The organism is Methyloversatilis sp. (assembly GCF_051861465.1).
In the GTDB taxonomy this organism is placed as follows: domain Bacteria; phylum Pseudomonadota; class Gammaproteobacteria; order Burkholderiales; family Rhodocyclaceae; genus Methyloversatilis.
Map to the genome: position 1 here is coordinate 187280 of NZ_JBHYCQ010000006.1, position 23815 is coordinate 211094.

A 23815-nucleotide genomic window follows, 5' to 3' on the forward strand; every position below is an offset into this window, starting at 1 on the left:
CGACCGATGAAAGTCCTGCTGACCGGCGCGGCCGGTTTCATCGGCATGCATGTGGCGCAGCGCCTGCTCGAACGCGGCGACGTGGTGGTCGGGCTCGACAACCTGAATGACTACTACGACGTGCGGCTGAAGGAAGCACGGCTGGCACGGCTGACGCCGCACCCGGCGTTCCGCTTCGTGAAGATGGGCGTCGAGGACCGCCCGGGCATGGCCGCACTGTTCGCGGCGGAAGGCTTCGACCGCGTCGTGCATCTGGCGGCACAGGCCGGCGTGCGCTACTCGCTGCAGAATCCGGATGCCTACATCGACGCCAACATCGTCGGCTTCATGAATGTGCTCGAAGGCTGCCGTCACGCCGGCGTCGGGCATCTGGTCTATGCCAGCAGTTCGAGCGTCTATGGCGGCAATGAAAAGATGCCGTTCTCGGAAGCCGACAGCGTCGATCATCCGGTGAGCCTGTACGCCGCGACCAAGAAGGCCAACGAGCTGATGGCGCACACCTACAGCCATCTGTATGGCCTGCCGACGACCGGACTGCGCTTCTTCACCGTATATGGCCCGTGGGGCCGACCCGACATGGCGCTGTTCCTGTTCACCCGGGCCATCCTGGAAGGGCGGCCGATCGACGTGTTCAATCACGGCCGGATGCAGCGCGATTTCACCTACGTCGACGACATTGCCGAAGGGGTCATCCGCACACTCGATCACGCTGCCGAAGCCGATCCGGCATTCGATCCGCTGGCGCCGCATCCGGGCCATTCGCGCGCGCCCTACCGGGTATTCAACATCGGCAATCAGGGGCCGGTGCTGCTGATGGATTTCATTGCCGCCATTGAGGACGCAGTCGGCATCATGGCGCAGAAAAACATGCTGCCGATGCAACCGGGCGATGTGCCGGCGACCTATGCCGACGTGTCGGAACTGACCGAATGGACCGGCTTCATGCCGGGTACGCCGATCGGCGAAGGCGTGGCGCGCTTCGTGCGCTGGTATCGCGACTACTACCGGGTTTGAGCGTGCAGCGTCACTTCAGGCTGTAGTCGACCGGCAATACGATGCTGAAAGGCTCACGCGACAGCCGGCCGACCAGAGCCGGCATCTTGAGCTTTCGCGCGGCCGCAATCGCAGCATCGTCCAGCAGCGTATGTCCGCTGCTTTCCGCGACGGTGACATCTGTCAGCTCACCGTTCGCAAAAACGAACTTCAGTTTCAGCTTGCCCTGAATGTTGCGCATCTGTGCAACACGCGGATAGACCTTGTTCGCTTCGAAGGAACGCGACAGATCACGCCCGAATCCGCTGATCAGCGCATCCAGGTTTTCGACCGGAGCGGCCGGCACGGGCGGCGCCGCAACCGGTGGTGGCGGTGCAGGGGGTGCAGGGGGCGGGGGTGGCGCGTCGATCGGCGGCAGCGGTGCAGGCTCTGGCTGCACTGGCACCACGCGCTCCTCGGGCGCTGCCGGGGCCTTCGGCGCGGCGAGCACTGGCAGTGGCGCCTGGCGCGGAAGCTCCTTCGGCGGCTTGGGGATCGGCTTTGGCGGTGGCGGTGGTGGGGGCGGCGGCACGACCACGACTGGCGGCGGTGGGGGCGGTGGAGGCGGCGGTGGCTCGATCATGCGCACGTCGACCCGGACTTCCTCGGCGTCGGGCGGTTCGGGGGTGTAGTGCGATGCCTGCCACACGACATACGCATGGAACAGGACGGACAGCACCAGCGCCGCAATCCAGAACGGCGAGCGCAGGCCGGAGAAATCCCGGAAGTAGGCGATATAGGACGGGCGAAGAAGCGAGTCTGGATTCATCTGTTGCGTGCAGACAGGGCCCGGGCGTGTCGAAAGCGGCGAACTGCGAGGCAGCGCCGGACATTACTTCAATTGGCGGTGCTTGTGATGCCGTCGAATGCGCTTGCGCCGGACCGTCAGCGAGCGACAGACGGCGACTGGATGTGGGCTGACGCCTCCGGGAGCACGCGATCACAAAGACCGAGATCAGGAAAAACTCCCGAAAGCAAGGACGTCAGCGCAGCGCTGCCGCCGCTTCGGCCACCAGCGCCGGACCGCGATAGATCAGGCCGCTGTAGAGCTGCACCAGCTGCGCGCCGGCGTCGATCTTCTCGCGCGCGTGGCGGCCTTCGGTGATGCCGCCGACACCGATCAGCGCCACGCGGCCGGCCAGCCGCCGCGACAGCGCGGCCAGCACGGCCGTCGAACGGCTGCGTACCGGCGCGCCCGACAGGCCGCCGGTTTCCGCACCGTGCGGCAGCGTTTCGACGCCGTCGCGCGACAGCGTCGTGTTGGTGGCGATCAGCGCGTCGATGCGGTGACGCACCGCCGCTTCGGCGATCGCATCGATCTGCGCCTCGTCGAGATCGGGCGCGATTTTCAGCGCCAGCGGCACGCGCCGGCCGGCGCCGGCATCCAGCGTCTGGCGCGCCGCATCGAGCGCGCCGAGCAGCGCATTCAACTCGTCGCTGCCCTGCAGCTGACGCAGATTCTTCGTGTTCGGGCTGGAAATGTTGACCGTGATGTAGCTCGCGTGTGCGTGCGCGCCGCGCAGGCCGATCAGGTAGTCATCGACGGCACGCTCGATCGGCGTGTCGGCGTTCTTGCCGATATTGATGCCCAGAATGCCGCCGTCGCGCACGAAATGCGAACGTTCGACGTTTGCGAGCAGCACGTCCAGCCCGAGGTTGTTGAAGCCCATGCGGTTGATGATGCCCTGCGCGGCCGGCAGGCGGAACATGCGCGGCTTGGGGTTGCCCGGCTGCGGGCGCGGCGTGATCGTGCCGATTTCGATGAAGCCGAAGCCGAGCCGGGCCAGCCCGTCGATCGCGGCGCCGTTCTTGTCCAGGCCGGCGGCCAGCCCGACCGGATTCGGAAAGCTGAGGCCCATGCACTGCACCGGACGGTCTGGCAGGTGCTGTGCCGGAATCAGCGAGGGCGCGCGCGACAGCGTGCCCAGAGTCAGGTCGTGGGCGCGTTCGGCATCGAGTGAAAACAGCAGCGGCCGCAGCAGCGGATAGAGCATGGGGAAAATCCGGAAGACAGGCGTTCGGGAGACGGAGGCGGGCGGCGAACATGCCGCCCCCTCATTCGGGCGTGAGGTCGTCGAGCAGGCGCCAGTTGCCGTTCACGCGACCTTCGAGCGGCTGGAAGCGCGCCTTGTAGGCCATTTTCGGGCTGTCTTCTATCCAGTAGCCCAGATAGAGGTAGCTCAGGCCGAGCAGGCGCGCCAGGTCGATCTGCCACAGGATGTTGTAGGTGCCGTAGCTGGCACCCGGCACGTCGGGGTCGTAGTAGGTGTACACCGAGGACAGGCCGTCATCGAGGATGTCGACGATGCTGACGATGCGCAACGGGCCGTCGGTGGCATGGCCTTCGCGGAACTCGATCAGCCGCGTATCGACGTGGCTCTGCAGCAGGAAATGCGAGTACTGCTCGCGCGAATCCTGGTCCATGCCGCCGCCGCTGTGCCGGCTCGACTGGTAACGCTGGTACAGGTCGTAGTGTTCGTCGCGGAAGGCAAGCGGCGCCTCGCGCGTCTGCAGATTGGCGTGGTGGGTCAGCGCGCGGCGCTGGCTGCGCGTGGATCTGAATTCGTCGACCCGCACGCGCACCGGCGTGCAGGCGCGGCAGGCGTCGCAGTAGGGCCGGTAGGTGAACACACCGCTGCGCCGGAAGCCGGTGCGGACCAGATCGCTGTACAGGTTGGCATCGATCAGGTTCGAAGGCGTTGCCACCTGGGAACGCGCGGTGCGGCCCGGCAGGTACGAGCAGGCGTACGGCGCCGTGGCGTAGAACTGCAGCGAAGTGAATGGAAGGTCCTTGAGAAGCGCCATCGCGTCGAACGGATTCAGAAGCGGAAGTAAGGTGGAATCAGATCAGTCGGCCAGCGTCCGGGCATCGGCCCGTCAGCGATGCACTGTGCCATGACGCGGCAGAATTCGCGCCGCGGTATTTCACGACCGCCCATGCTGCCGAGGTGGCCGGTGTTCATCTGGCAGTCGATCAGCCCGAACGCCCGCGTTTCAAGATAGCGCGCCAGATGAACGAGCGCAATCTTGGACGCGTCGCGCTCGGTCGAGAACATCGACTCGCCGTAGAACATGCGGCCGATCGCCATGCCGTACAGTCCGCCGACCAGCCGGCCGTCGATCCAGGTTTCCACGCTGTGGGCGTAGCCGCGCTCGTGCAGTGCGCTGTAGGCCTCGATCATTTCGTCGCTGATCCAGGTGCCGGCCTGACCGTCGCGTGGCGCGGCGCAGGCGCGCATGACCGCCTCGAACGCGCTGTCGCAGCGCACCTCGTACGGCCGGTTGCGCAGCACCTTGTGCATCGAGCGCGTGATGCGGATTTCGGACGGCACCAGCACCATGCGCGGATCCGGACTCCACCACAGCACCGGCTGGCCGTCGGAAAACCACGGGAAGATGCCCTGGCGGTAGGCGTCCAGGATGCGATCCGGCGTCAGCTCCAGGCCGGCGGCGAGCAGACCGTCGGGTTCGCGCAGCGCCCGGTCGACCGGCGGAAACGGCGTGCCGGGTTCAAGCCAGGGGATCACGGATGGTCCGTGGCCGATTCCGGGTGACGGAAGGCGACCACATGGTCGGCGTCGAGCCGGATGCCGATGAACTCGCCGATCGCGTGGTTGTGGTGCGACGGGACCAGCGACAGCACCCGCCGGCCCGACGCCAGCCGCAGGGTGTACAGGAACTCCGCCCCGCGGAAGGATTTTGCGAGCACCTCGGCGCGCAGCAATGCCGCGTCGTCGTGCACCAGATCGTCCGGTCGCAGCAGCACATCGACCTGACTGTCGGCCATGCAGCGCGGACAGTCGTCTTCGCAGGCGAACGGAAACTCGCTGCGCAGGATGCCCAGTTCCAGTTCCACCTCGTTGTCACTGCGCAGCCGGCCGGGCAGGAATACGCCCTGGCCGACGAAATCGGCCACGAAACGGCTTTCCGGCCGGTGATAGAGGTTGTAGGCGCTGTCCCATTGCTGCAGGCGTCCGGCCTGCATCACGCCGATTTCGTCGGCGATCACGAACGCTTCCTGCTGGTCGTGCGTGACGAGAATCGCGGTGATGCCGCGATCCTTCAGGATGTCGCGCAGTTCGATGGCCAGGCGGGAACGCAGCTCGACGTCCAGGCTGGAGAACGGCTCGTCCAGCAGCAGCAGTTCCGGGTCGGGCGCCAGTGCGCGCGCCAGCGCCACGCGCTGCTGCTGGCCGCCCGACAGCTGGTGCGGAAACTTGTCCGCGTGTTCGGCCAGTCCGACCACCGCAAGCATCTCTTCGGCGCGCGCGCGCCGCACGGCACGCGAACCTTCGGTCAGACCGAAGGCGACGTTGTCGGCCACGCTCAGATGCGGGAACAGCGCAAAGTCCTGGAACACCATGCCGACACGCCTGCGTTCGGGCGCGCGATGCGTCGTGGCCGACGACACGATTTCGCCGTTGATCGCGATGGTGCCGCCCTGCAGCGGCTCGAACCCGGCGATGGCCCGCAGCACCGAAGTCTTGCCGCAGCCGGACGGGCCGAGCAGGCAACCGATGCGGCCGCGTGCCAGACTCAGCGAAAGGTCGTGCACCACTCCGGTCTGGCCGTACGCGATCCGGACTGAATCAAGCACAAGTTGTGGCATGGCACCGCAGTCTGAATGCCGTTGCGCGGAAAAACCCGCCGCCGGCCGATATCGATAATAGCTCTCAATTATAATGCCGCGAATCCGCTCCCGGCGCATCGTCTGTTCCGGGGGTGCCCCCTGCACGCACCACACACCGCCCCTTGCACCTGCGTCGCCTCTCTCTGCTGTCGATGATCGCACTGCTGCTTGCGCTGCTCGTGGCGGCGCCGGTCATTTCGGTGCTGGTCAACCTGCTGCACGGCGGCACCTCGGATACCTGGGCGCATCTGGCCTCGACCGTGCTGCCGGAGTACGTCGCCAGTACCCTGTGGCTGTGCCTGTGGGTCGGTCTGGGTACCGCGCTGATCGGTGTATCGACCGCCTGGGCCAGCGTGATGTGGGAGTTTCCGGGCCGGCGCGTGCTGGATTGGGCGCTCGTGCTGCCGCTGGCCACCCCCGCCTACGTGATGGCCTACACCTATACCGATCTGCTGCAGTTCGTCGGCCCGGTGCAGACCGCGCTGCGCGACACCTTCGGCTGGGAACGCGGCGACTACTGGTTTCCCGATGTCCGCACGACCGGCGGCGCGGCCTGCATGTTCATCGCCGTGCTCTACCCCTATGTCTATCTGCTGACCCGGCAATCGCTGCTCGAACGGGCCGCCGGCCTGACCGAAGCCGCGCGCATGCTGGGGCAGGGCGCCTGGGCGGCGTTCTTCCGCGTGTCGCTGCCGCTGGCGCGCCCGGCCATCGTGGCCGGCGTGTCGCTGGCCCTGATGGAAACGCTGGCCGATTACGGCGCGGTGAGCTACTTCGGCGTGCAGACCTTCACCACCGGCATCTATCGCGCCTGGTTTTCGCTCGGCGATCGTGTTGCCGCGGCCCAGCTGGCCGCGTTGCTGTTGGGTTTCGTCGCCACGCTGTTGCTGGCGGAGCGGCTCACGCGCGGCGCCGCGCGCTTCAATGACAGCGGTCGGGCCGGCGCCAGCGCGCGTCGCCACACGCTGGGCCGGAGTGCCGGCTGGCTGGTCACCGGGTTGTGCCTTCTGCCGCTGGCTGCCGGTTTCATCGTGCCTGCCGGTGTGCTGCTGAGCTGGGCGATGTCCGAAGGGGATGCGCAGTTCGGCCAGCGCTTCATCCGTCTCGCGGCGAACAGTTTCACGCTCGCCGCGGTCGCCAGCGTCCTGGCCGTGGCGCTGGCGCTGCTGCTGGCCTATGCCGCGCGCAGCAGCCGCTCGCGCATGGTCGCGCTGGCGCGTTCGGTGGTCGGCCTCGGCTACGCCGTACCGGGTGCGGTGATCGCGGTCGGCATCCTGATTCCGGTCACCCGGCTCGATCATGTGCTGTCCGGGCTGTGGCTGCAGTGGACCGGCAGCAACCCGGGCCTGCTGCTGACCGGCGGCATCGGCGCGCTGATCTATGCGTATCTGGCGCGCTTTCTGACGGTATCGCTGCAGTCGGTCGAATCCGGTCTGGCGCGCATCACGCCCAGCATGGATGAAGCGGCGCGCAGTCTGGGGCTGGGCGCCGGCGCCACGCTACGCCGCGTGCATTGGCCGATGCTGCGCGGCAGCCTGCTGACCGCCGCGCTGCTGGTGTTCGTCGATGTGATGAAGGAACTGCCGGCCACGCTGGTCATGCGTCCGTTCAACTTCGACACCCTGGCCACCCAGGCCTACACGCTGGCCAGCGACGAACGGCTGCAGGAAGCCTCGACGGCGGCGCTGACGATCGTCGCGGTCGGATTGCTGCCGGTGATCATGCTGTCGCGCCAGATCGCGCGGTCGCGCCGGACCTGAGGTCCCTGCGGAAGTGGCGTCACCTGTGTAACGGCGTCACCTGTGGGAGCGGCAATCCACTGCCGGCCCTGCAGGGCCGGCCGGCTCTGCGGGCGGCGAGCAATGCTCGCCGAAACCCCCGCGCCGTTCCACGGCTGGCCCTGCGTGGCCAGCCGGCTTTGCGGGCGGCGAGCAGTGCTCGCCGAAACCCCCGCTCCGCCCTCGCCGCGATTGGCACCGGCCTTGTGGGAGCGGCGGCCTCGCCGCGATACGCACGCTGCACAACGACCATCTCGGCACTGATCGCGGCGAGGCCGCCGCTCCCACAGAAATCGCGATCGTGCAGCGACCATGGTTGTGCAACGTTCGCATCAAGGCGAGGTCGGCTCCTGCCTCAGCCAGGAGGCTGTCCGCATTTCGCCATCCCCCGGTCATGGATCTGCCAGCGGGGCTTGTCCGGTCAGATTCCGGGCGGATCGACCGGTTCGTTCAGCACCAGCCAGTACAGGCCGAGCTGCCCGACGGCATAGATGAACTTTTCGAAGTCCACCGGCTTGCGGATGTAGCTGTTGGCGCCGAGCTGGTAGGCCTCGTAGATGTCCTGCTGCTCGCGCGAGGTGGTCAGGATGACCACCGGCAGCAGATTGGTGCGGGCGTCGGCGCGTACGCGACGCAGCACTTCGAGACCGTCGACGCGGGGCAGTTTCAAGTCCAGCAACACCACCGCCGGTGCGACGGAGAGGTCACGGCCGGCGTGGCTGCCGGTGCCGAACAGATAGTCGAGCGCCTCGACACCGTCGCGCGCCACGATGACTTCATTGGCGATGCGGTTCTTGTTGAACGCCCGCAGCGTCAGCGCTTCATCGTCGGGATTGTCTTCAACCAGCAGTATCGGGCGTTCGCTTGCCATATGAACCTGTCCAAGGTCATCCGTTTCCGGTAGGAACGGACTCGAGCGTGAAATAAAAGCATGCGCCGCGTTCGACTTCCGCTTCAGCCCATATCCGTCCTCCATGCCGATGGACGATCCGGTGCACGATCGCAAGCCCGATTCCGCTGCCGGTGAAGTCGCCGACCGAATGCAGACGCTGGAACGGTCCGAACAGCTTGGATGCGTATCGCATGTCGAATCCTGCGCCGTCGTCTTTCACAAAATACACGAGCTCCCGATCGCGTTGCAAGCTGCCGACTTCTATGCGTGCAGTCTCGTGGCGACCGGTGAATTTCCATGCGTTACGCAACAAATTATCCATTGCGATACGCAGCAGATTCGCATCAGCATACACGCGCATCGACGGCTGGATGAGGAATTCTGCCCGCCGCTGTGGTTCGCCGCGCATCAGCTCTGCAGCAATGTCGTGCACCAGTGCACTGACGTCGACGCTCTGCCGGTTCATTTCATTGCGGGTGATGCGCGCCAGACCCAGCAGGTCGTCGATCAGCCGGTGCATGCGCTGGGTGGCGGCGCGGATTCGCTGCAGGTAGTCGCGGCCACGGTCATCGAGTTTGTCGGCGTAGTCTTCCTCGATCATGCGCGAGAAGCCGTCTATGCCCCGTAATGGTGCAGCCAGATCGTGCGAGATCGAATAGCTGAAGCTTTCGAGCTCACGCATGGCGGTCAGCAGTTCCGCCGTGCGTTCGCGCACCCGGGTTTCCAGGCGCTGGTTCAGCGCGACAACGCTGCGTTCGGCTTCCTTCTGTGCGCGGATGTCGAGTCCGGAGCCGAGCAGGTGCGGCAGGCCGTCGAGGTCGATGCGATACAGGCTGAAGGCGTGGGCGCGCGGCTCATCATCGACCGCCCGCAGGTCGGCTTCGAAACTGGCGTCGCGCTGGATCAATGCCCGGCGCGCCTGGCGTTTCAGCAGGCGGTGGGTTTCAGGCGGAAACAACTCGAGCGTTGCCTTGCCGAGCAGGTCCGCCGCCGACATTCCGGTGATGGCCTGCAGGTTTTCGTTCCATCTGCGCAGCGCGCCCGTTGCGTCGAGCAGGAAAAAGACGCCGGGCATGCTGCGCACCAGTGCGGCCGAGAAATTCTCTTCGCGCCGCGCAACGTCCAGGGCGCGCCGACGGGCCGTGTCGTCGGAAAAGATCCAGATCGTCTCGCCGCCCGCCTGGACATCGTGTTCAAGCTGCCGCACCGAAATGTAGGCATGCAGTGCGCTGCCGTCGCTGCGGTGCAGGACGGATTCCTGGGCGTGCGGCGACGGTGCGCTCGACGCAGCGCCCTGCAGCAGGGCGTCGAGATCGTCTTCGTCGTGGAAGAAGCGGCCGACCGTTTCGCCGATCAGTTCATCGCGCCGGTAGGCGAAAATCTCTTCGCAGCGGCGATTGCAGTCGGCGATGCGACCGTTGCGCGCATACACGATGGCGACCGGCACGTCGTCGAGCAGCGCCTGCTTTTCGGCGGCCAGGGCGCGCGTGGCCTGTTCGGCACGCTTGCGTTCGGTGATGTCGGTGATCGATCCGGAAAAGCGCAGCACCTTCCCCTTGTCGCTGCGCGTCGCCAGACCGCGGTCGCGCACCCACAGGTAGTGACCTGACTCGTGTCGCATGCGGTATTCGATGTCGAACGACTCGCGCCGCAGGAAGTGCTCGTCGATCGCATGTTCGAGCCGCGACAGGTCGTCCGGATGCACCCGTTCCAGCAGCTGTTCATGGGTCTGCGGCTGCAGCGACTGCTGCATGCCGAGCAGCTCGCTCAGCCGCGGCGACAGGTAGTAGCGGCCGGCACCGATGTCCCAGTCCCAGGCGCCGTCGAAAGAACCGCGTACTGCGTGGAACAGTCGCGCCTCGCTTTCGCGCAGCGAATCGAGGGTCATGCGCTCGCGCGTCACGTCTTCGAGCGTGCCGGACAGGCGCACCGCCGTGCCTGCGGCGTCGTGGCTGGCCACCGCGCGCAGGCGGAACCAGCGGTAGGTGCCATCGCGGGCACGCAGGCGGATCGGGTCATCGCTGCGCTCGATCTCGCGCGCCACCAGACGCTCCCGCGCACGCCGGACAATGGTTGCGTCGTCGGGATGTGTGGCGGCGGTCCAGTTGAACTGCTGGCTGAAGCCATCGTCTGCCTCGTAACCCAGCAGCGATGGAAAGCGTGCGCTGTACCAGATGTCGCCGGTGTCGAGCTGCCACTCCCATTCCGCTTCGTCGTGCGACAGCGCGAGCCGTTCGAGCCGCGCCAGTTGCGCGGCAAGGCGGTCGCGCTCCTGTTCCAGCGCCTCGCCGGCGGCCGCCAGTGCAGCGTCCAGCGGTGCCAGCGCATCGTCGGCAGGCAGGACAGCGGCGTCCCGCGGCGTGCCGGCTGCCAGCGCACGGGTCGCCCCGGTCAGGGCACTCACCGAACGCGCCAGCCGGCGCTCCATCATCCGGCGCGCACCCTGGGTCACCAGAAGGCACAGCGCACCCAATGCCACCGCGGCCAGCAGGAAGGACAGCAGCGGCGAGTTCGCGCCGGTCTGCTGCCCGCCGATCGACAGCCAGCCGAGCTGGACGTTCTTGTGCCGCAACGGCCCGTCGGCCCGGATCAGCACGCCCTCTTCGGCGGAACCCGAATGACCGATGCGCAGGACGATGCCACCCTGATCATCGCTGATGGTCGCGTCAGTGATGACACGCCGCTCGATCGGATCGCGCAGCAGTTGTTCGATCTCGCCGATGCGTTGCGCCGCCAGCAGCCGGGCGATTTCGGGGGCGAGTTCGCCGTGCAGCGCGCCGACGTCGCTGCGCGACGACAGTGCGGCCAGGCCGAGTGCCAGCAGCACGACGAAGCCCGCCAGCGCGACCAGGCGCCACAGTGCGCCCGGCGCGCGGCCGGGCGGCTTGACCGGAGGCGTCGGCAGGCCGGGCATCAGCCGAGGTCTTCGGCCCGCAGCAGGAACACCGGCGCGCTGGCCGATGGCGTGTCGAGCCAGACCAGCGGCAGGTCGGGCAGCGCCTGTTCGGTCTCCGACTGGTTACGACCGACCTCGACCAGCAGCAGGCCGCCCGGATTCAGGTGCGCGCGCGCGTCGGCGACGATGCGCCGAACGATGTCCATGCCGTCTGCGCCAGCGCCGAGCGCCATCGCGGGTTCGCGCAGGAATTCGTCGGGCAGTGCGGCCATCGCGGCGTCGGTCACATAGGGCGGGTTGGACAGGATGAGGTCGTAGCGCCGCCCCTTGAGCGGGGCGAACAGATCGCCGTGCAGCAGTTCCACCCGGTCCGCGAGACCGTGCGCCGCGACATTCAATGCGGCCACTTCGAGCGCCCCGGCCGACAGATCGACGGCGTCGACCTGCGCTTCCGGGAAATAATGCGCCGCGGCGATGGCCAGGCAGCCGGAGCCGGTGCACAGGTCGAGCACATGGCCGGGGCCGTCGGCCATGTCATCCAGCCAGGGCTCGAAGCCGTCCTGCATCAGTTCGAAGATGTGCGAACGCGGAATGATGACCCGCGGATCGACCTTGAAGCGCAGCGGGCCGAGCCAGGCTTCGCCGGTGATGTAGGCGGCCGGTTCGCGGTCGGTGACGCGGCGGTCGAGCACCTGCGCGATCGCCCGGCATTCGGCGCCGCTCAGATGCGCGTCGAGGAAGGGCTCCAGCCGGTCGAGCGGCAGATGCAGCGTGTGCAGCACCAGATAGGCGGCTTCGTCATAGGCATCGACAAAGCCCTGGCCGAAGGCGACGTCGGCGGCGCGCATGCGGCTGACCGCATAGCGCAGCCAGTCGCGCACGGTGTTCAGTTCGGGGGGGGCGGTGACAGTCATGGCAGTTTTCAGTGACCGATCAGTCGGTCGAGCAGGGTGGCATGGATGCGTGACAGCGGTTCGAGGTCGGCCACTGCAACGGCTTCATTCAGTTTGTGGATGGTCGCATTGCACGGGCCGATTTCAAGCACCTGCGAACAGATATCGGCGATGAATCGTCCGTCCGACGTGCCGCCGGTGGTCGATAGCGTCGCCCCGACACCGGTGACATCGCGGATGGCGGCAAGTGCCGCATCGACCAGGCTGCCGGGCGGCGTCAGCCAGGGCAGGCCGCCCAGTGTCCAGTCCAGCGAGTAATCCTTCAGGTGGCGGTCCAGCACGCCGGTCAGCCGCGCCTGCAGCGACGCCGGTGTGCTGGCGGTCGAAAAGCGGAAGTTGAAGCGCGCTTCCAGCGTGCCGGGAATCATGTTGCCCGCCCCCGTGCCGGCGCTGATACTGGACACCTGCCAGCTCGTGGGCGGAAAGTGCGCGTTGCCGTCGTCCCAGAGCAGGGCCGCCAGTTCGGCCAGTGCCGGGCCGAATTCGTGGATCGGGTTGCGTGCCAGTTGCGGGTAGGCGATGTGGCCCTGCACGCCGCGCACCGTCAGCACCCCCGACAGCGAGCCGCGCCGGCCATTCTTCACCATGTCACCCAGGCGGTCGACCGAGGTCGGCTCGCCGACCACGCACCAGTCCAGCCGTTCGCCACGTGCCGCCAGCGTGCGCACGACATGCGCCGACCCGTGCAGCGCTTCGCCTTCTTCGTCCGACGTGAGCAGGAAGGCGATCGAGCCGGCGTGCTGCGGGTGCCGTGCGACGAAGTGTTCGGTCGCGGTCACGAATGCCGCCAGCGAAGCCTTCATGTCCGCCGCACCACGCCCGATCAGCAGACCGTCACGGACAAGCGGTACGAACGGATCGCTGTGCCACTGATCGAGCGGGCCGGTCGGCACGACGTCGGTGTGACCGGCGAAGCAGAACACCGGCGCCTCCGTGCCGCGGCGCGCCCACAGATTTGACACGCCGCCCGCGTCCATGCGTTCGAGGCTGAAACCCATGGCGGCAAGCCGCGCACCGATCAGGTCGAGACAGCCGGCGTCGTCCGGCGTGATGGACGGCCGGACGATCAGCTGCTTCGTCAGCGCGAGGGTGTCGGTGGCGAGAGCGGCAACCTCAGTCATCGGCGACGCCCGGGCTGGCCGGTCGCCGCGACCGCTCACCGACCGCCATCTTCCAGATTGAGCGAAAACTCGGCGAACGAGGCGCCGCCGGGCACCGTGGTTTCAAGATCGGGTTCGTCCGCTTTCGGTGCGTCGTTCTTGGGGGTTTCGTTCACGCCGAACTGCGAATTGTTGATCAGCCACGACAGGTTGGTCGGCGAGTCGGAATTCGACAGCGCCTCGTCGAGCGTGATTTCGCCTTCGCGGTACAGCCGGAACAGGTCCTGCTCGAAGGTTTGCGAGCCGGGCGCCATGCTGCGTTCCATCGCTTCCTTCACGCTATTGACCTCGCCGCGGTCGATCAGCTCGGAAATGTGGCGCGTGTTGAGCAGGATTTCCACCGCCGGCATGCGCCGGCCATCCGGCTTGCGCACCAGCCGCTGCGACACGATGGCCTTCAGGGTGACCGCCAGATCGAGGAACAGCAGCTGCCGGCTTTCCAGCGGGAAGAAATTGACGATGCGGTTCAGCGCATGATGCGCATTGTTGGCATGCAGCGTCGCCAGGCACAGGTGGCCGGTCTGGGCGTAGGCGAGGGCGGCCTGCATCGTTTCCAGATCGCGGATTTCGCCGATCAGGATGCAGTCCGGCGCCTGGCGCATGGCGTTCTTCAGCGCCGGTGCCCAGCCCTCGGTGTCCATGCCGATCTCGCGCTGGTTGACGATCGACTTCTTGTGCTTGAACAGGTATTCGATCGGGTCTTCGACCGTCAGGATGTGGCCGGACTTGTGCTGGTTGCGGTGATCGATCATCGCCGCCATCGTCGTCGACTTGCCGGAGCCGGTCGAACCGACCACCAGCACCAGGCCGCGCTTTTCCATGATGACTTCGGACAGCACCGGCGGCAGGCCGAGCGTGTCGAGCGGGGGAATGTCGCCCAGGATGTAGCGCACCACCATCGCGATGCTGCCGCGCTGCCAGAACATGTTGACCCGGAAATTGCCGAGATCGCGCCGGCCGAACGACAGATTCAGCTCGCGCGTCTTCTCGAAACGTGCCTGCTGCTCCGGCGTGAGCATTTCGTACGCCATGCGCTGGATGGTTTCCGGGTCCATCACGCGCTGGTTGATCGGCACCGTCGTGCCCTGGATCTTGATCGCGATCGGCGCGCCGGCCGACACGAAGATGTCGGAGGCATTCTTGTCCGCCATCACTTGAAACAGCTTGTCCAGAATCATCGTGCCTCCGACTGCTCAGTGTTTCGCTGCCGGGTGCTGCCCGGCGTCATGACGTCATCCGCCACGATTCTGGCGCGTCTCCCGCCGCAGCGGGAGACGATCGTGCATGCGGCCGTGATCAGGACCGCAGAAGTTCGTTGATGCTGGTCTTGGCGCGCGTCTGTGCATCGACGCGCTTGACGATGACGGCGCAATACAGGCTGTACTTGCCGTCGCTCGACGGCAGGTTGCCGCTGACCACCACTGAGCCTTCGGGCACGCGGCCGTAGGTCACCTCGCCGGTCGCGCGGTCGTAGATCTTGGTGCTCTGGCCGATATAGACGCCCATCGAAATGACGCTGTTGTCCTCGACGATGACGCCTTCGACCACTTCCGAACGGGCACCGATGAAGCAGTTGTCTCCGATGATGGTCGGGTTGGCCTGCACCGGCTCCAGCACGCCGCCGATGCCGACGCCGCCCGACAGGTGCACGTTCTTGCCGATCTGGGCGCACGAACCGACCGTGGCCCAGGTGTCGACCATGGTGCCCTCGCCAACATAGGCGCCGATGTTCACGTACGACGGCATCAGCACGACATTCTTCGAAATGAAGGCGCCGCGGCGCACGCTGGCCGGCGGCACCACGCGGAAGCCACCGGCGCGGAAGGCCGCTTCGTCGAAGCCGGCGAACTTCATCGGCACCTTGTCGTAATAGCGGGTTTCGCCGCCTTCGCTGACCGTGTTGTCCTGCAGGCGGAAGGACAGCAGCACCGCCTTCTTGATCCACTGGTGGGTCACCCAGTCGCCGTCGATGCGCTCGGCGACGCGCAGTGCACCGCTGTCGAGTTGCGAAAGAACGAATTCGACCGCTTCGCACAGCTCGGCCGGTGCATTGCCGGGCGAGTACTGGGTGCGGGTTTCAAAGGCGGTTTCGATGATCTGTTGTGCAGCCTGCATGTCGGGTGTCCCGTAATAAAGCGTTGAAATGGAAAAAGAAACTGAAGTGGTTGCCGCAGCGATGGGCCGGAACAGTCGGACCGGAACAGTCGGGCCGGCGCTCAGAGCGCGTGGCAGAACTGCACGATGCGCTCGGCCGCTTCGAGGCACGGGCTGCCCGGTGCAACCAGGGCGATGCGGACGAAGCCGGCGCCCGGATTGACGCCGCCGGCGCTGCGCGCCAGATAGCTGCCGGGCAAAACCGCCACATTATATTCGGCGAGCAGCCGGCGGGCGAACACGGTGTCGTCCAGGGCGGCCGGCGTGCGCGCCCACAGGTAGAAACTCGCATCGGGCATCGGCGCATGCATCACCGACGCGATGCGCGGCTGCACCGCGTGGAACTTGGCGCGGTACTGGTCGCGGTTGTCGCGCACGTGCGCCTCGTCCGACCACGCGGCGACGCTGGCCGCCTGTACCGCCAGCCCCATCGCGCTGCCGTGATAGGTGCGATACAGCAGGAAGCGCTTGATCAGCCGCGCATCGCCGGCCACGAAACCGCTGCGTAGACCGGGCACGTTGGAGCGTTTCGACAGGCTGGAAAACACCACCAGCCGCTCGAAACCGGTGCGCCCGAGCGCGTGCGCCGCCTGCAGGCCGCCGAGGGGCGGGGCGTCTTCGTCGAAATAGATTTCCGAATAGCACTCGTCCGACGCGATGACGAAACCGTGGCGGTCGGCCAGCTCGAACAGCGTGCGCCATTCGTCCAGCGTCATCACCTTGCCGCACGGGTTGGCCGGCGAGCACACGTAGATCAGCTGCACGCCTTTCCACTCGGCGTCCGGAATGCGGTCGAAGTTGCAGGCGAAGTCATCGTCCGGCAACTGGTTGTAGAAGCGGATCTGCGCGCCGGCCAGCAGGGCCGCGCCTTCGTAGATCTGATAGAAGGGGTTGGGCGACAGCACCGCCGCGTCCGGCCGGCGGGCGTCGATCACGCTCTGCGCGAACGAAAACAGCGCCTCGCGCGAGCCATTCACCGGCAGCACCTGGGTCGCCGCGCTGACCGCCGGCAAACGATAGCGGCGCTCGATCCAGCCCGCGATACACTCGCGCAGCCCGTCCAGCCCGGCCGTCGTCGGATAGACCGACAGGCCGTCCAGTGCGCCGGTCAGTGCATCCTTGATCAGCTGCGGCGTGGCATGCTGCGGCTCGCCAATCGACAGGCGCACCAGCGGCAGATGCGCCGGGCCGCTGACGCCGGCCGTCAATCCCTTCAGTCTTTCAAAGGGATAGGGCTGGAGCAGCGACAGGTGCGGCGTGACGGGCAGGGTGTCGTTCGGCATGTCAGTCAGAGTGAAGGTCCATCGGTTCGCGGGGTGGTCCGGGCGCATCCGCACCGGTCGTCGAGCATCCGGCGTCGTGCTTGACGTCGTTTCAGGTTTTTTCCCACACCATAGAAGTATACGTAAACATGCTCGCTTCCCGCGTGCCGCGTTCGCGGCGCCTTCCTTCCGCCGCACTGCTGTGCGGCGGCATCGTCTGGGGCCTCATCTGGTATCCCTACCGCGTCATCGAGGCGGCCGGCATGGGTGGCGTCACGGCGACCTTCATCACCTACGCGCTGGCCTTCCTGTTCGGCCTGATTCCGCTGTGGCCGGTGCTGCGCACGACGCGCCCCAGCCTGTGGCTGGTCGCGCTCGCGCTGGCCGCCGCCGGCACCAACCTCGGCTACGTGCTCGGCGCGCTCGACGGCGAGGTGATGCGCGTGCTGCTGCTGTTCTACCTGTCGCCACTCTGGACGGTGCTGCTGTCGCGCCTGCTGCTCGGCGAACGCCTGAGCCGCATCGGCGCCGGCGTGATCGCGTTGTCGCTGGCCGGCGCCGTCGTCATGCTGTGGCGACCCGAACTGGGCCTGCCGTGGCCGCAGGGCTCGGCCGAGTGGATGGGGCTGGGCGCCGGCATCTGCTTTGCCGGCGTGAACGTGATGGTGCGGCGCACCGCCCACATCGCCATCGAGCAGAAGGTGATGGCCGTGTTCCTCGGCGTCATCGCCGTCGCCCCGTTCGCCGCCTGGCTGCGCGGCGAGTCGCCGCTGAGCGAAATCGCCGCCATCGGCCCGGAAACCTGGGCCGTGCTCATCATCCTCGGCGGCGTGCTGGTGGTGGTGAATCTGGTCGTGCAGTACGGCATCACCTTCGTCAGCGCCAACGCCGCCATCGCGCTGTTCCTGTTCGAACTGGTCGTCGCCGCCCTGTCGTCGTGGTGGCTGGCGGGCGAGGCGATGGGCGTGAAGGAGTGGGCCGGTGGCGCGATGATCATCGCGGCCAGCCTGTTTTCGGGGCATCTGGAACCGGCACAGGCCGCGCGCGACACATCGGGTCGCGACCGGGAGGCGGCGTTGTTGAAGTAAAGGGTGGGGGATGAAGCGGGGCAGCGGCGTCAGATTCCGGTGGCCCATCTGATCAGCCAGAAGCTTGCAATGAGCACCAGCAAACCAAGCCTTGCCCAGGTCATCGCCGACACCCGGCGCTTCGGGAGAAAGGCGGGGCGACGCTTGTCCGGCGGTGGTTCATAACGGCCTTGTACCCAGTCGATCGCGTGATCCGGCGTCATCACGGCGGCAGATTCGCCGTCGATCACCAGGCCGTTGCAGCGCTTGGCAAGCACTGCCGAGGCGCACTGCGCAATCGCAAAATCCTTGTCAGACCGACAGCTCAGCACGGCCAGCGAATCAAAGTGCCGAAGGCGTTTCCGGTTCCCCGCCGAGAGCCCCAGCTGATCGAGTTCCGCCTGATCCAGCGGGCCGATGGAATACTCGAAACCTGACGTGGCGTCGGGGCAGGGCCAGTAACCGACCGACGTGGCGGGGCTCAGGGACGTATCGAGATGCACCGAAAAGCCATGGCTGCGCGCCGTTGACGCCCAGTCTTCTGCGGTCGGCAGGTCTCGTCGATTCAGAACAACGTAGAGATCAAGACTCATATGGACGGCGCCGGCCTGTGGGGGCTGACCCGCCGCGATCGGTGCCGTCGGCCGGCGCCGATGCGTCACCCGCCGCGACACGCTTCAGCTGCTCCCCCAGTGCTTCGATGGCGGGCTGCATGGTCAGGTGCTGCGCGGTCCACGCCCGGCCGATGACATCAGAAATACAGGTGTTGCGCAGCATCATGTGCAATGAACCGTCTTTGGCGGCGTTCAGCAGATCATGGAAGGCGTGCATGACATGTTCGCTCGCGGCGGCGCCCGGCGCCCCAAGCTCGGCGTGCCATTCGCGCTGGACGGCGGATATCGGCTTTCCGGCAGCATGCTCAAGCAATGATCGTTGTGTCGCCATGCCCGACGTTTCGGGGCAAGGACTGGCTGAAAGTACTCGAAGCCCGCTGCAAGCAAGTCCGTATCCGTCTGCCAAGTCAGCCCCTCAACTTCGCCCCGCATCGTGCGCAATGCTGCGTCATGGCAGCAGAAAGAACCATGTGTGCCCTGGGCTTCTCCCCGCACGCCCGGCATACCAGGCCGTACCTTGCGGCAACCCTTTGCTTCTGGCGCGCCACCCGGAAAATCATGTAGCCGATGGCCCCGAAAAGCAGCCCCAGAAAAGCCGCGTCAAGCCAGACACCCTTGAATGCGGACCGCTCGTACATAAAGGCCAGCGGGACCAACACCAGCAGGATGACCAGAAGCTGGTTGTCATTCCGCTTGCTGACCGACGTCAGATCCCGGTCGATGGCGCTTAGACAGGGATCATCCGAAATGTCTCCGTCTTGCTCGTCGTCTGTTTGGGCATTCTTTCGCATGTTTGTGAATGTCAATCAAGCGTCAATAGGGACAGATCGCGTGTCCTGCTTGGGAACTCGGCGGAAAACGTGGTCTGTCCCCTATTTTCTATTGCCACGGGTTGATGACCGCTACGCCGGCGGCTTCGAAAGGGCGGGTATCGCGGGTGGCGACCGAAAGGCCGTTCGTGAATGCGATTGCGGCGATGCAGGCGTCTGCCGTGGCGATGGCATATCCGGCAGACCGCGCCAGCGCGATCCGTTCCGCATAGGCGCCTGTGCTGCCCAGGTCGAAAGGCAGGACGCGGCCGGCGAACAGTGGCAGAACGCGCTGTTCAAGATTGTCCTGCAACACAGAGCGCCGTTTGCCTGTCGGCAGCAGCGCGACGCCGGTGCGCAGCTCGGCCACGGTAATGGCGGACAGGAAAAGTGTTTCCAGCGCTTGGGCGTCGATCCACGCGATCACCCGGATGTCAGGCGTGTGACGCAGCGGCTCCGACACCACGTTGGTGTCGAGCAGGATCATTCGAAGCTGACCGGACGGGACGGCGTCGGGTCGCGCACCTGATTGAGGATGCCCAACTCGTCATCGGTCAGACCGGCTTCACGACCGATGTCCGCCAGCAGCGACCCCAGCTTTACGCGGCCCTCCGGGGCCACGGCAGATTCCAGAATGTGCCGTATCTCGGCCTCCATGCTGCGGCCGTGGGTGACAGCGCGCATGCGCAGTGCCCGGTGCACGGCGTCGGGAAGGTTGCGTACGGTAAGCATGGCCATGTTCGTCGCACCGCTGGATTGAGTGCATGCAGTTTATACTTTTGCATGCAGCAAACAAGGGCCACGCGGCTTCCTCTGCCCATCTCGGGTTCGTAAGCCCGCGCCTCGCTGACTGACGTCGCCACGGGGCCCGCCGTTGCAAGCGGGCCGGTACCTGAGGTCAAAGTCCTGCAGTGACCGCCTGTCGGCGCGCACTTTCACGCTCGATACAGCGCATCGCGCTGCAGGCCGGCCGGACCGTGAAGCCCCGAGTGATATCATTCAGCCGGTTTTTAGCCCTACATCCGCCCCCCCGCCGCCGTCCCGTGCGACTGTCCAAACTCAAACTCGCCGGCTTCAAGACTTTCGTCGATCCGACCACCATCCTGATGCCCGGCCAGCTGGTCGGCGTGGTGGGGCCGAATGGCTGCGGCAAGTCCAACATCATCGATGCGGTGCGCTGGGTGCTCGGCGAGTCGCGGGCGTCGGCGCTGCGCGGCGATGCGATGACCGACGTCATCTTCAATGGCTCGGGCACGCGCAAGCCGGTCGGGCGGGCGTCGGTCGAACTGGTGTTCGACAATGACCAGGGCAGGGCGGCCGGGCAGTGGTCGCAGTACGCCGAAATCGCGGTCAAGCGGGTGCTGGAGCGCGACGGCCAGTCGGACTACTTCATCAACAACACCCGGGTGCGCCGGCGCGACGTGATCGACGTGTTCCTCGGTACCGGCCTGGGCCCACGCGCCTACGCCATCATCGAGCAGGGCATGATCACGCGCATCATCGAGGCGCGGCCGGAGGAGCTGCGCGCCTTTCTCGAAGAGGCGGCCGGCATCACCAAATACCGCGAGCGGCGCCGCGAAACGCAGGGCCGGCTAGACGACGCGCGCGACAATCTGGTGCGGCTCGACGACATCGTCGGCGAACTGGGCAGCCGCATCGAGCGCTTGCAGAAGCAGGCGGAAGTCGCCGCCCGCCACACCGAACTGAATACGCGGCTGGTCGAGCGCCAGGCGCTGCTGTGGGCGATGAAGCAGCGCGCCGCAGCGGCCGAAGCCGATACGCTGACCGGCGACGCCGGTCGCATCGAAAACGACATCGAACGCGAAACCGCGGCGCTGCGCCACCACGAGGCGGCGCTGGAGCGCATCCGCACCGAACACTTCGCCAGTTCCGAAGCAGTGCATGCGGCGCAGGCCGAACTGCTGACCGCCAACGCCGAAGCCAGCCGGCTGGAAGACGATCTGCGGCGCGCGGCGGAAAACCGCCAGAAGCTCGCGGCGCGCATCGCGCACCTTGACGGCGAGGTGGCGAACTGGCGCGCGCGCATCGAAGGCATCGAAAGCGACACCGCGCGGTGGACCACGCTGGCCGAGCACGCCGCCCACCGCATCGAACAGGCCGAGGCGCGGCACGAAACGACCCGCGCGCTGCTGCCTGAAGCCGAAGCCGCGTTCCAGGAGGCCGAGCAACTGGCGACCGAGGCGCGGCGTGAGCTGGCGGCGGTCGAGCAACAGCTCAAGGTGGAAGAAACCCACCGCGCGAACGCCGGCCGCATGCTGCATTCGCTGGCCGGCCGGCGCGAGCGCATCGCGCACGACGCAGCGCAGTTGATCGAGCCGGACCGCGCAGCGCTGTCGCTGGCGCAGGCGCGGCTCGAAGAACTGCAGGCGGCGGTCGATGCCGCGCAGCAGCGCATGCAGGCGGCGCAGATCACGGTGCCGCAACTGCAGGGGGCGGTGCGCAACGCGCAGGACGGCGAGCGCGCCACCACCCGCACGCTGACCGAAACCCGCGCCCGTCGCGACGCGCTGGTCGAGCTGCAGCGCAAGACGCAGAGCGACGGCAAGCTCGCGCCCTGGCTGGCGGCGCTCGGCCTGCAGGACGCGCAACCGCTGTGGCAGGCGATCAAGGTGGAGGCCGGCTGGGAGCTGGCGGTCGAAGCCGTGCTGCGCGAGCGCCTGGGCGCGCTCGACGCCGTCTCGCCCGACACGCTGGCCGCCGCCGGTGCGGCCGGTGCCGCACCGCAGACGCTGACCCTTGCGCTGCCGGGCGCCGACCCGCGCACGCCGCTGGCGGCCGACAGCCTGCGCCACCATGTGCAGACGCTCGACGCGCGCTGGGACGCGCTGCTCGACCTGTGGCTCGGGCCGGTGGCGGCCGTCGAGGTGCTGGCGCTGCCGGCGCAGGTCGGTATGGCCGAGGTCGACCGCCAGGGCCGCGTTGCCCAAGGTGCGTCGCTTACGCTGTATGCGCCGGACGCGCGCACGCATGGCGTGCTGGAGCGCGCGCGCGACATCGAACAACTGGGCCGCGACATCGACAGGGCCGAGGCCGCGCTGGCCGAGGCGCGCGAGGCGCTGCGCGAAGCCGAGGCGGCGCTGGCGGCGGCACACGAAGAACAGGCGGCGGCGCGGCGCGAGCAGCAGTCGCTGACCCAGGCGGCGCACACCGCGCAGGTGGAACAGATCAAGCTCGGCCAGGCGGTGTCGCGCTTCGACGAGCAGCGCGCCGCACTGGAACGCGACCGCGCCGAAGTGGATCAGGCGGAACAGACCGAACAGGCGCATCTGGCGCGCGCCGAAATCGAGATCGAGCGCGCACGCGAACTGATCGATGTGCAGCGCAACCGGCTCGACGCCGCGCTGGAGGCGCACAAGAGCGCCGACGGCACGTTGCGCGAGGCGCGCTTTGCCGATCAGGCGGCGGCGCGTGAGGTGCAGGAAGCCGGCTTTTCGCAGCGCGAATGCGCCAGCCGGCTGACCGATCTGGCGAATAACCTGTCGGTCGCGCGCACCCAGCTCGAAAACGCCGAACTCGAATGCGCACTGCGACGCGACGAATTTGCGCAGATCGACGAGCGCAGCATCGACGCCACGCTGCAGCAGACGCTGGACGCCCGCCGCGCGCGCGAACAGGTGCTGGCGACCTGCCGCGACACGCAGGAAGGACTGGCGGCGCAGCTGCGCGACCTCGATGCGCAGCGCGCGCAGAGCGAGCAGCGGCTGGCGCCGGCGCGCGAGCGTCTGGCCGAATGCCGGCTGAAGCAGCAGGCGGCGGCGCTGAATGCCGAACAGTTCGCGCAGCGGCTGGCCGAAATCACGCTGCCGGAAGGCCGGCTCGATGCGCTGGTCGCCGAAGGCGAACGCGAAAACGTGCGCGAAGGCAGTCTGAATGGTGAAATCGCCCGCCTGAACCGCGACATCGCGGCGCTCGGCGCGGTGAATCTGGCGGCACTGGAAGAACTGACGCAGGCGGCGGAGCGCAAGGGCTATCTTGACATGCAGTCGGCCGACCTGCGCGAGGCGATCGGCACGCTGGAAGATGCCATCCGCAGCATGGACCGCGAAACCCGTGCCCTGCTCAAGGACACGTATGATCGCGTGAATACCGAGTTCGGCCGCATCTTCCCGGAGTTGTTCGGCGGCGGCGAGGCGCGGCTGGTGATGACCGGCGACGAGATACTGGACGCCGGCCTGCAGGTGTTCGCGCAGCCGCCGGGCAAGCGCAACGCGTCGATCCAGCTGCTGTCCGGCGGTGAAAAGGCGCTGACCGCGACGGCGCTGGTGTTCGCGCTGTTCCAGCTCAATCCGGCGCCGTTCTGCATGCTGGACGAAGTCGATGCGCCGCTGGACGACACCAACACCGAACGCTTCTGCGAAATGGTCAAGCGCATGTCGGCGGCCACGCAGTTCGTGTTCATCAGCCACAACAAGATCACGATGGAAATGGCGCAACAACTGGTGGGCGTCACGATGCAGGAGCGCGGGTGTTCGCGCGTGGTCGAGGTCGACATGGAACAGGCGCTGAAGCTGCGCGACGAAGCGCTCAGCGTCTGAAAAAACATAAAG

At 66.9% G+C, this 23815-nt stretch carries 21 protein-coding genes; 4 read left to right on the forward strand and 17 right to left on the reverse strand.

The window, feature by feature from the left end:
- The first annotated feature begins 6 nt into the window (after positions 1-6).
- Positions 7-1014, forward strand: a complete 1008-nt coding sequence (locus tag ACTIFF_RS10680; RefSeq protein WP_439536811.1) for an NAD-dependent epimerase — start codon at positions 7-9, stop codon at positions 1012-1014.
- 10 nt (positions 1015-1024) lie between these two features.
- Here the strand turns inward: ACTIFF_RS10680 and ACTIFF_RS10685 are convergent, their stop codons facing one another.
- The 5 genes from ACTIFF_RS10685 to ACTIFF_RS10705 all read right to left on the reverse strand — a co-directional run bounded on the left by ACTIFF_RS10685 (position 1025) and on the right by ACTIFF_RS10705 (position 5641).
- Positions 1025-1801: an energy transducer TonB gene (locus ACTIFF_RS10685; RefSeq protein ID WP_439536812.1), complete on the reverse strand. Its 777-nt coding sequence runs from the start codon at positions 1799-1801 to the stop codon at positions 1025-1027.
- Between the two features lie 214 nt (positions 1802-2015).
- Positions 2016-3026, reverse strand: coding sequence for a quinone-dependent dihydroorotate dehydrogenase (locus ACTIFF_RS10690; RefSeq protein WP_439536813.1), 1011 nt, complete (start codon positions 3024-3026; stop codon positions 2016-2018).
- A 61-nt stretch (positions 3027-3087) separates the two neighbouring features.
- Positions 3088-3837, reverse strand: coding sequence for an arginyltransferase (locus tag ACTIFF_RS10695; RefSeq protein ID WP_306477606.1), 750 nt, complete (start codon positions 3835-3837; stop codon positions 3088-3090).
- 14 nt (positions 3838-3851) lie between these two features.
- Complete coding sequence (gene aat, locus ACTIFF_RS10700) at positions 3852-4559, reverse strand: leucyl/phenylalanyl-tRNA--protein transferase (RefSeq protein WP_439536814.1); 708 nt, start codon at positions 4557-4559, stop codon at positions 3852-3854.
- On the reverse strand, positions 4556-5641 hold the full coding sequence (locus ACTIFF_RS10705) for an ABC transporter ATP-binding protein (protein ID WP_439536815.1): 1086 nt from the start codon (positions 5639-5641) through the stop codon (positions 4556-4558). Before ACTIFF_RS10705 ends, aat begins: the two co-directional genes overlap by 4 nt.
- A 173-nt stretch (positions 5642-5814) precedes the next feature.
- Between ACTIFF_RS10705 and ACTIFF_RS10710 the strand changes: the two genes are divergently transcribed.
- Positions 5815-7422, forward strand: a complete 1608-nt coding sequence (locus tag ACTIFF_RS10710) for an ABC transporter permease (RefSeq protein ID WP_439536816.1) — start codon at positions 5815-5817, stop codon at positions 7420-7422.
- Positions 7423-7861: 439 nt separating this feature from the next.
- Here the strand turns inward: ACTIFF_RS10710 and ACTIFF_RS10715 are convergent, their stop codons facing one another.
- The 7 genes from ACTIFF_RS10715 to dapC form a co-directional block, all read right to left on the reverse strand.
- The gene (locus ACTIFF_RS10715) at positions 7862-8311 is read right to left on the reverse strand and encodes a response regulator (protein WP_257081791.1); all 450 of its coding nucleotides are present in this window, start codon (positions 8309-8311) and stop codon (positions 7862-7864) included.
- 16 nt (positions 8312-8327) lie between these two features.
- A complete protein-coding gene (locus ACTIFF_RS10720; RefSeq protein ID WP_439536817.1) occupies positions 8328-11246 on the reverse strand; it encodes a PAS domain-containing sensor histidine kinase in 2919 nt (972 codons plus the stop codon).
- A complete protein-coding gene (prmB, locus tag ACTIFF_RS10725) occupies positions 11246-12142 on the reverse strand; it encodes a 50S ribosomal protein L3 N(5)-glutamine methyltransferase (RefSeq protein ID WP_439536818.1) in 897 nt (298 codons plus the stop codon). The genes ACTIFF_RS10720 and prmB overlap by 1 nt, the downstream gene beginning before the upstream one ends.
- An 8-nt stretch (positions 12143-12150) precedes the next feature.
- Positions 12151-13302 (reverse strand): succinyl-diaminopimelate desuccinylase, encoded by a 1152-nt coding sequence (dapE, locus tag ACTIFF_RS10730; protein WP_439536819.1) that lies wholly within the window; start codon positions 13300-13302, stop codon positions 12151-12153.
- A 35-nt stretch (positions 13303-13337) separates the two neighbouring features.
- Complete coding sequence (locus ACTIFF_RS10735; protein ID WP_439536820.1) at positions 13338-14519, reverse strand: PilT/PilU family type 4a pilus ATPase; 1182 nt, start codon at positions 14517-14519, stop codon at positions 13338-13340.
- Between the two features lie 118 nt (positions 14520-14637).
- Positions 14638-15456 carry a 2,3,4,5-tetrahydropyridine-2,6-dicarboxylate N-succinyltransferase gene (dapD, locus tag ACTIFF_RS10740; RefSeq protein WP_439536821.1) on the reverse strand — a complete coding sequence of 273 codons (819 nt, stop codon included), beginning with the start codon at positions 15454-15456 and terminating at the stop codon, positions 14638-14640.
- Between the two features lie 101 nt (positions 15457-15557).
- Positions 15558-16778, reverse strand: a complete 1221-nt coding sequence (dapC, locus tag ACTIFF_RS10745) for a succinyldiaminopimelate transaminase (RefSeq protein WP_439536822.1) — start codon at positions 16776-16778, stop codon at positions 15558-15560.
- 128 nt (positions 16779-16906) lie between these two features.
- Here dapC and ACTIFF_RS10750 point away from each other — a divergent pair, with 128 nt between their 5' ends.
- Entirely contained in the window at positions 16907-17845 is a 939-nt protein-coding gene (locus ACTIFF_RS10750) for a DMT family transporter (RefSeq protein ID WP_439536823.1), read from the forward strand.
- Between the two features lie 29 nt (positions 17846-17874).
- Here ACTIFF_RS10750 and ACTIFF_RS10755 read toward each other — a convergent pair whose 3' ends face one another.
- From ACTIFF_RS10755 to ACTIFF_RS10775, 5 genes are all read right to left on the reverse strand, one after another.
- The gene (locus tag ACTIFF_RS10755; RefSeq protein WP_439536824.1) at positions 17875-18417 is read right to left on the reverse strand and encodes a hypothetical protein; all 543 of its coding nucleotides are present in this window, start codon (positions 18415-18417) and stop codon (positions 17875-17877) included.
- Positions 18407-18769 (reverse strand): hypothetical protein, encoded by a 363-nt coding sequence (locus ACTIFF_RS10760; RefSeq protein ID WP_439536825.1) that lies wholly within the window; start codon positions 18767-18769, stop codon positions 18407-18409. The genes ACTIFF_RS10755 and ACTIFF_RS10760 overlap by 11 nt, the downstream gene beginning before the upstream one ends.
- Before the next feature lie 76 nt (positions 18770-18845).
- Positions 18846-19229: a hypothetical protein gene (locus ACTIFF_RS10765; protein WP_439536826.1), complete on the reverse strand. Its 384-nt coding sequence runs from the start codon at positions 19227-19229 to the stop codon at positions 18846-18848.
- An 88-nt stretch (positions 19230-19317) separates the two neighbouring features.
- Positions 19318-19734, reverse strand: coding sequence for a type II toxin-antitoxin system VapC family toxin (locus ACTIFF_RS10770; RefSeq protein WP_439536827.1), 417 nt, complete (start codon positions 19732-19734; stop codon positions 19318-19320).
- Positions 19731-19985, reverse strand: a complete 255-nt coding sequence (locus ACTIFF_RS10775) for a FitA-like ribbon-helix-helix domain-containing protein (protein ID WP_439536828.1) — start codon at positions 19983-19985, stop codon at positions 19731-19733. Before ACTIFF_RS10775 ends, ACTIFF_RS10770 begins: the two co-directional genes overlap by 4 nt.
- A gap of 305 nt (positions 19986-20290) precedes the next feature.
- Here ACTIFF_RS10775 and smc point away from each other — a divergent pair, with 305 nt between their 5' ends.
- Entirely contained in the window at positions 20291-23803 is a 3513-nt protein-coding gene (gene smc / locus ACTIFF_RS10780) for a chromosome segregation protein SMC (RefSeq protein WP_439536829.1), read from the forward strand.
- Positions 23804-23815: the final 12 nt, after the last annotated feature.

Excerpts from the sequence above, each read along its gene's own strand:
- ACTIFF_RS10720 (WP_439536817.1), bottom strand. The coding sequence starts at position 11,246 with ATGCCCGGCCTGCCGACGCCTCCGGTCAAGCCGCCCGGCCGCGCGCCG.
- ACTIFF_RS10680 (WP_439536811.1), top strand. The coding sequence starts at position 7 with ATGAAAGTCCTGCTGACCGGCGCGGCCGGTTTCATCGGCATGCATGTG.
- ACTIFF_RS10695 (WP_306477606.1), bottom strand. The coding sequence starts at position 3,837 with ATGGCGCTTCTCAAGGACCTTCCATTCACTTCGCTGCAGTTCTACGCC.
- dapD (WP_439536821.1), bottom strand. The coding sequence starts at position 15,456 with ATGCAGGCTGCACAACAGATCATCGAAACCGCCTTTGAAACCCGCACC.
- dapC (WP_439536822.1), bottom strand. The coding sequence starts at position 16,778 with ATGCCGAACGACACCCTGCCCGTCACGCCGCACCTGTCGCTGCTCCAG.
- ACTIFF_RS10760 (WP_439536825.1), bottom strand. The coding sequence starts at position 18,769 with ATGGCGACACAACGATCATTGCTTGAGCATGCTGCCGGAAAGCCGATA.
- ACTIFF_RS10735 (WP_439536820.1), bottom strand. The coding sequence starts at position 14,519 with ATGATTCTGGACAAGCTGTTTCAAGTGATGGCGGACAAGAATGCCTCC.
- ACTIFF_RS10765 (WP_439536826.1), bottom strand. The coding sequence starts at position 19,229 with ATGCGAAAGAATGCCCAAACAGACGACGAGCAAGACGGAGACATTTCG.
- ACTIFF_RS10705 (WP_439536815.1), bottom strand. The coding sequence starts at position 5,641 with ATGCCACAACTTGTGCTTGATTCAGTCCGGATCGCGTACGGCCAGACC.
- ACTIFF_RS10715 (WP_257081791.1), bottom strand. The coding sequence starts at position 8,311 with ATGGCAAGCGAACGCCCGATACTGCTGGTTGAAGACAATCCCGACGAT.
- dapE (WP_439536819.1), bottom strand. The coding sequence starts at position 13,302 with ATGACTGAGGTTGCCGCTCTCGCCACCGACACCCTCGCGCTGACGAAG.
- ACTIFF_RS10690 (WP_439536813.1), bottom strand. The coding sequence starts at position 3,026 with ATGCTCTATCCGCTGCTGCGGCCGCTGCTGTTTTCACTCGATGCCGAA.
- ACTIFF_RS10775 (WP_439536828.1), bottom strand. The coding sequence starts at position 19,985 with ATGGCCATGCTTACCGTACGCAACCTTCCCGACGCCGTGCACCGGGCA.
- ACTIFF_RS10770 (WP_439536827.1), bottom strand. The coding sequence starts at position 19,734 with ATGATCCTGCTCGACACCAACGTGGTGTCGGAGCCGCTGCGTCACACG.
- ACTIFF_RS10710 (WP_439536816.1), top strand. The coding sequence starts at position 5,815 with ATGATCGCACTGCTGCTTGCGCTGCTCGTGGCGGCGCCGGTCATTTCG.
- ACTIFF_RS10755 (WP_439536824.1), bottom strand. The coding sequence starts at position 18,417 with ATGAGTCTTGATCTCTACGTTGTTCTGAATCGACGAGACCTGCCGACC.
- ACTIFF_RS10750 (WP_439536823.1), top strand. The coding sequence starts at position 16,907 with ATGCTCGCTTCCCGCGTGCCGCGTTCGCGGCGCCTTCCTTCCGCCGCA.
- ACTIFF_RS10685 (WP_439536812.1), bottom strand. The coding sequence starts at position 1,801 with ATGAATCCAGACTCGCTTCTTCGCCCGTCCTATATCGCCTACTTCCGG.
- prmB (WP_439536818.1), bottom strand. The coding sequence starts at position 12,142 with ATGACTGTCACCGCCCCCCCCGAACTGAACACCGTGCGCGACTGGCTG.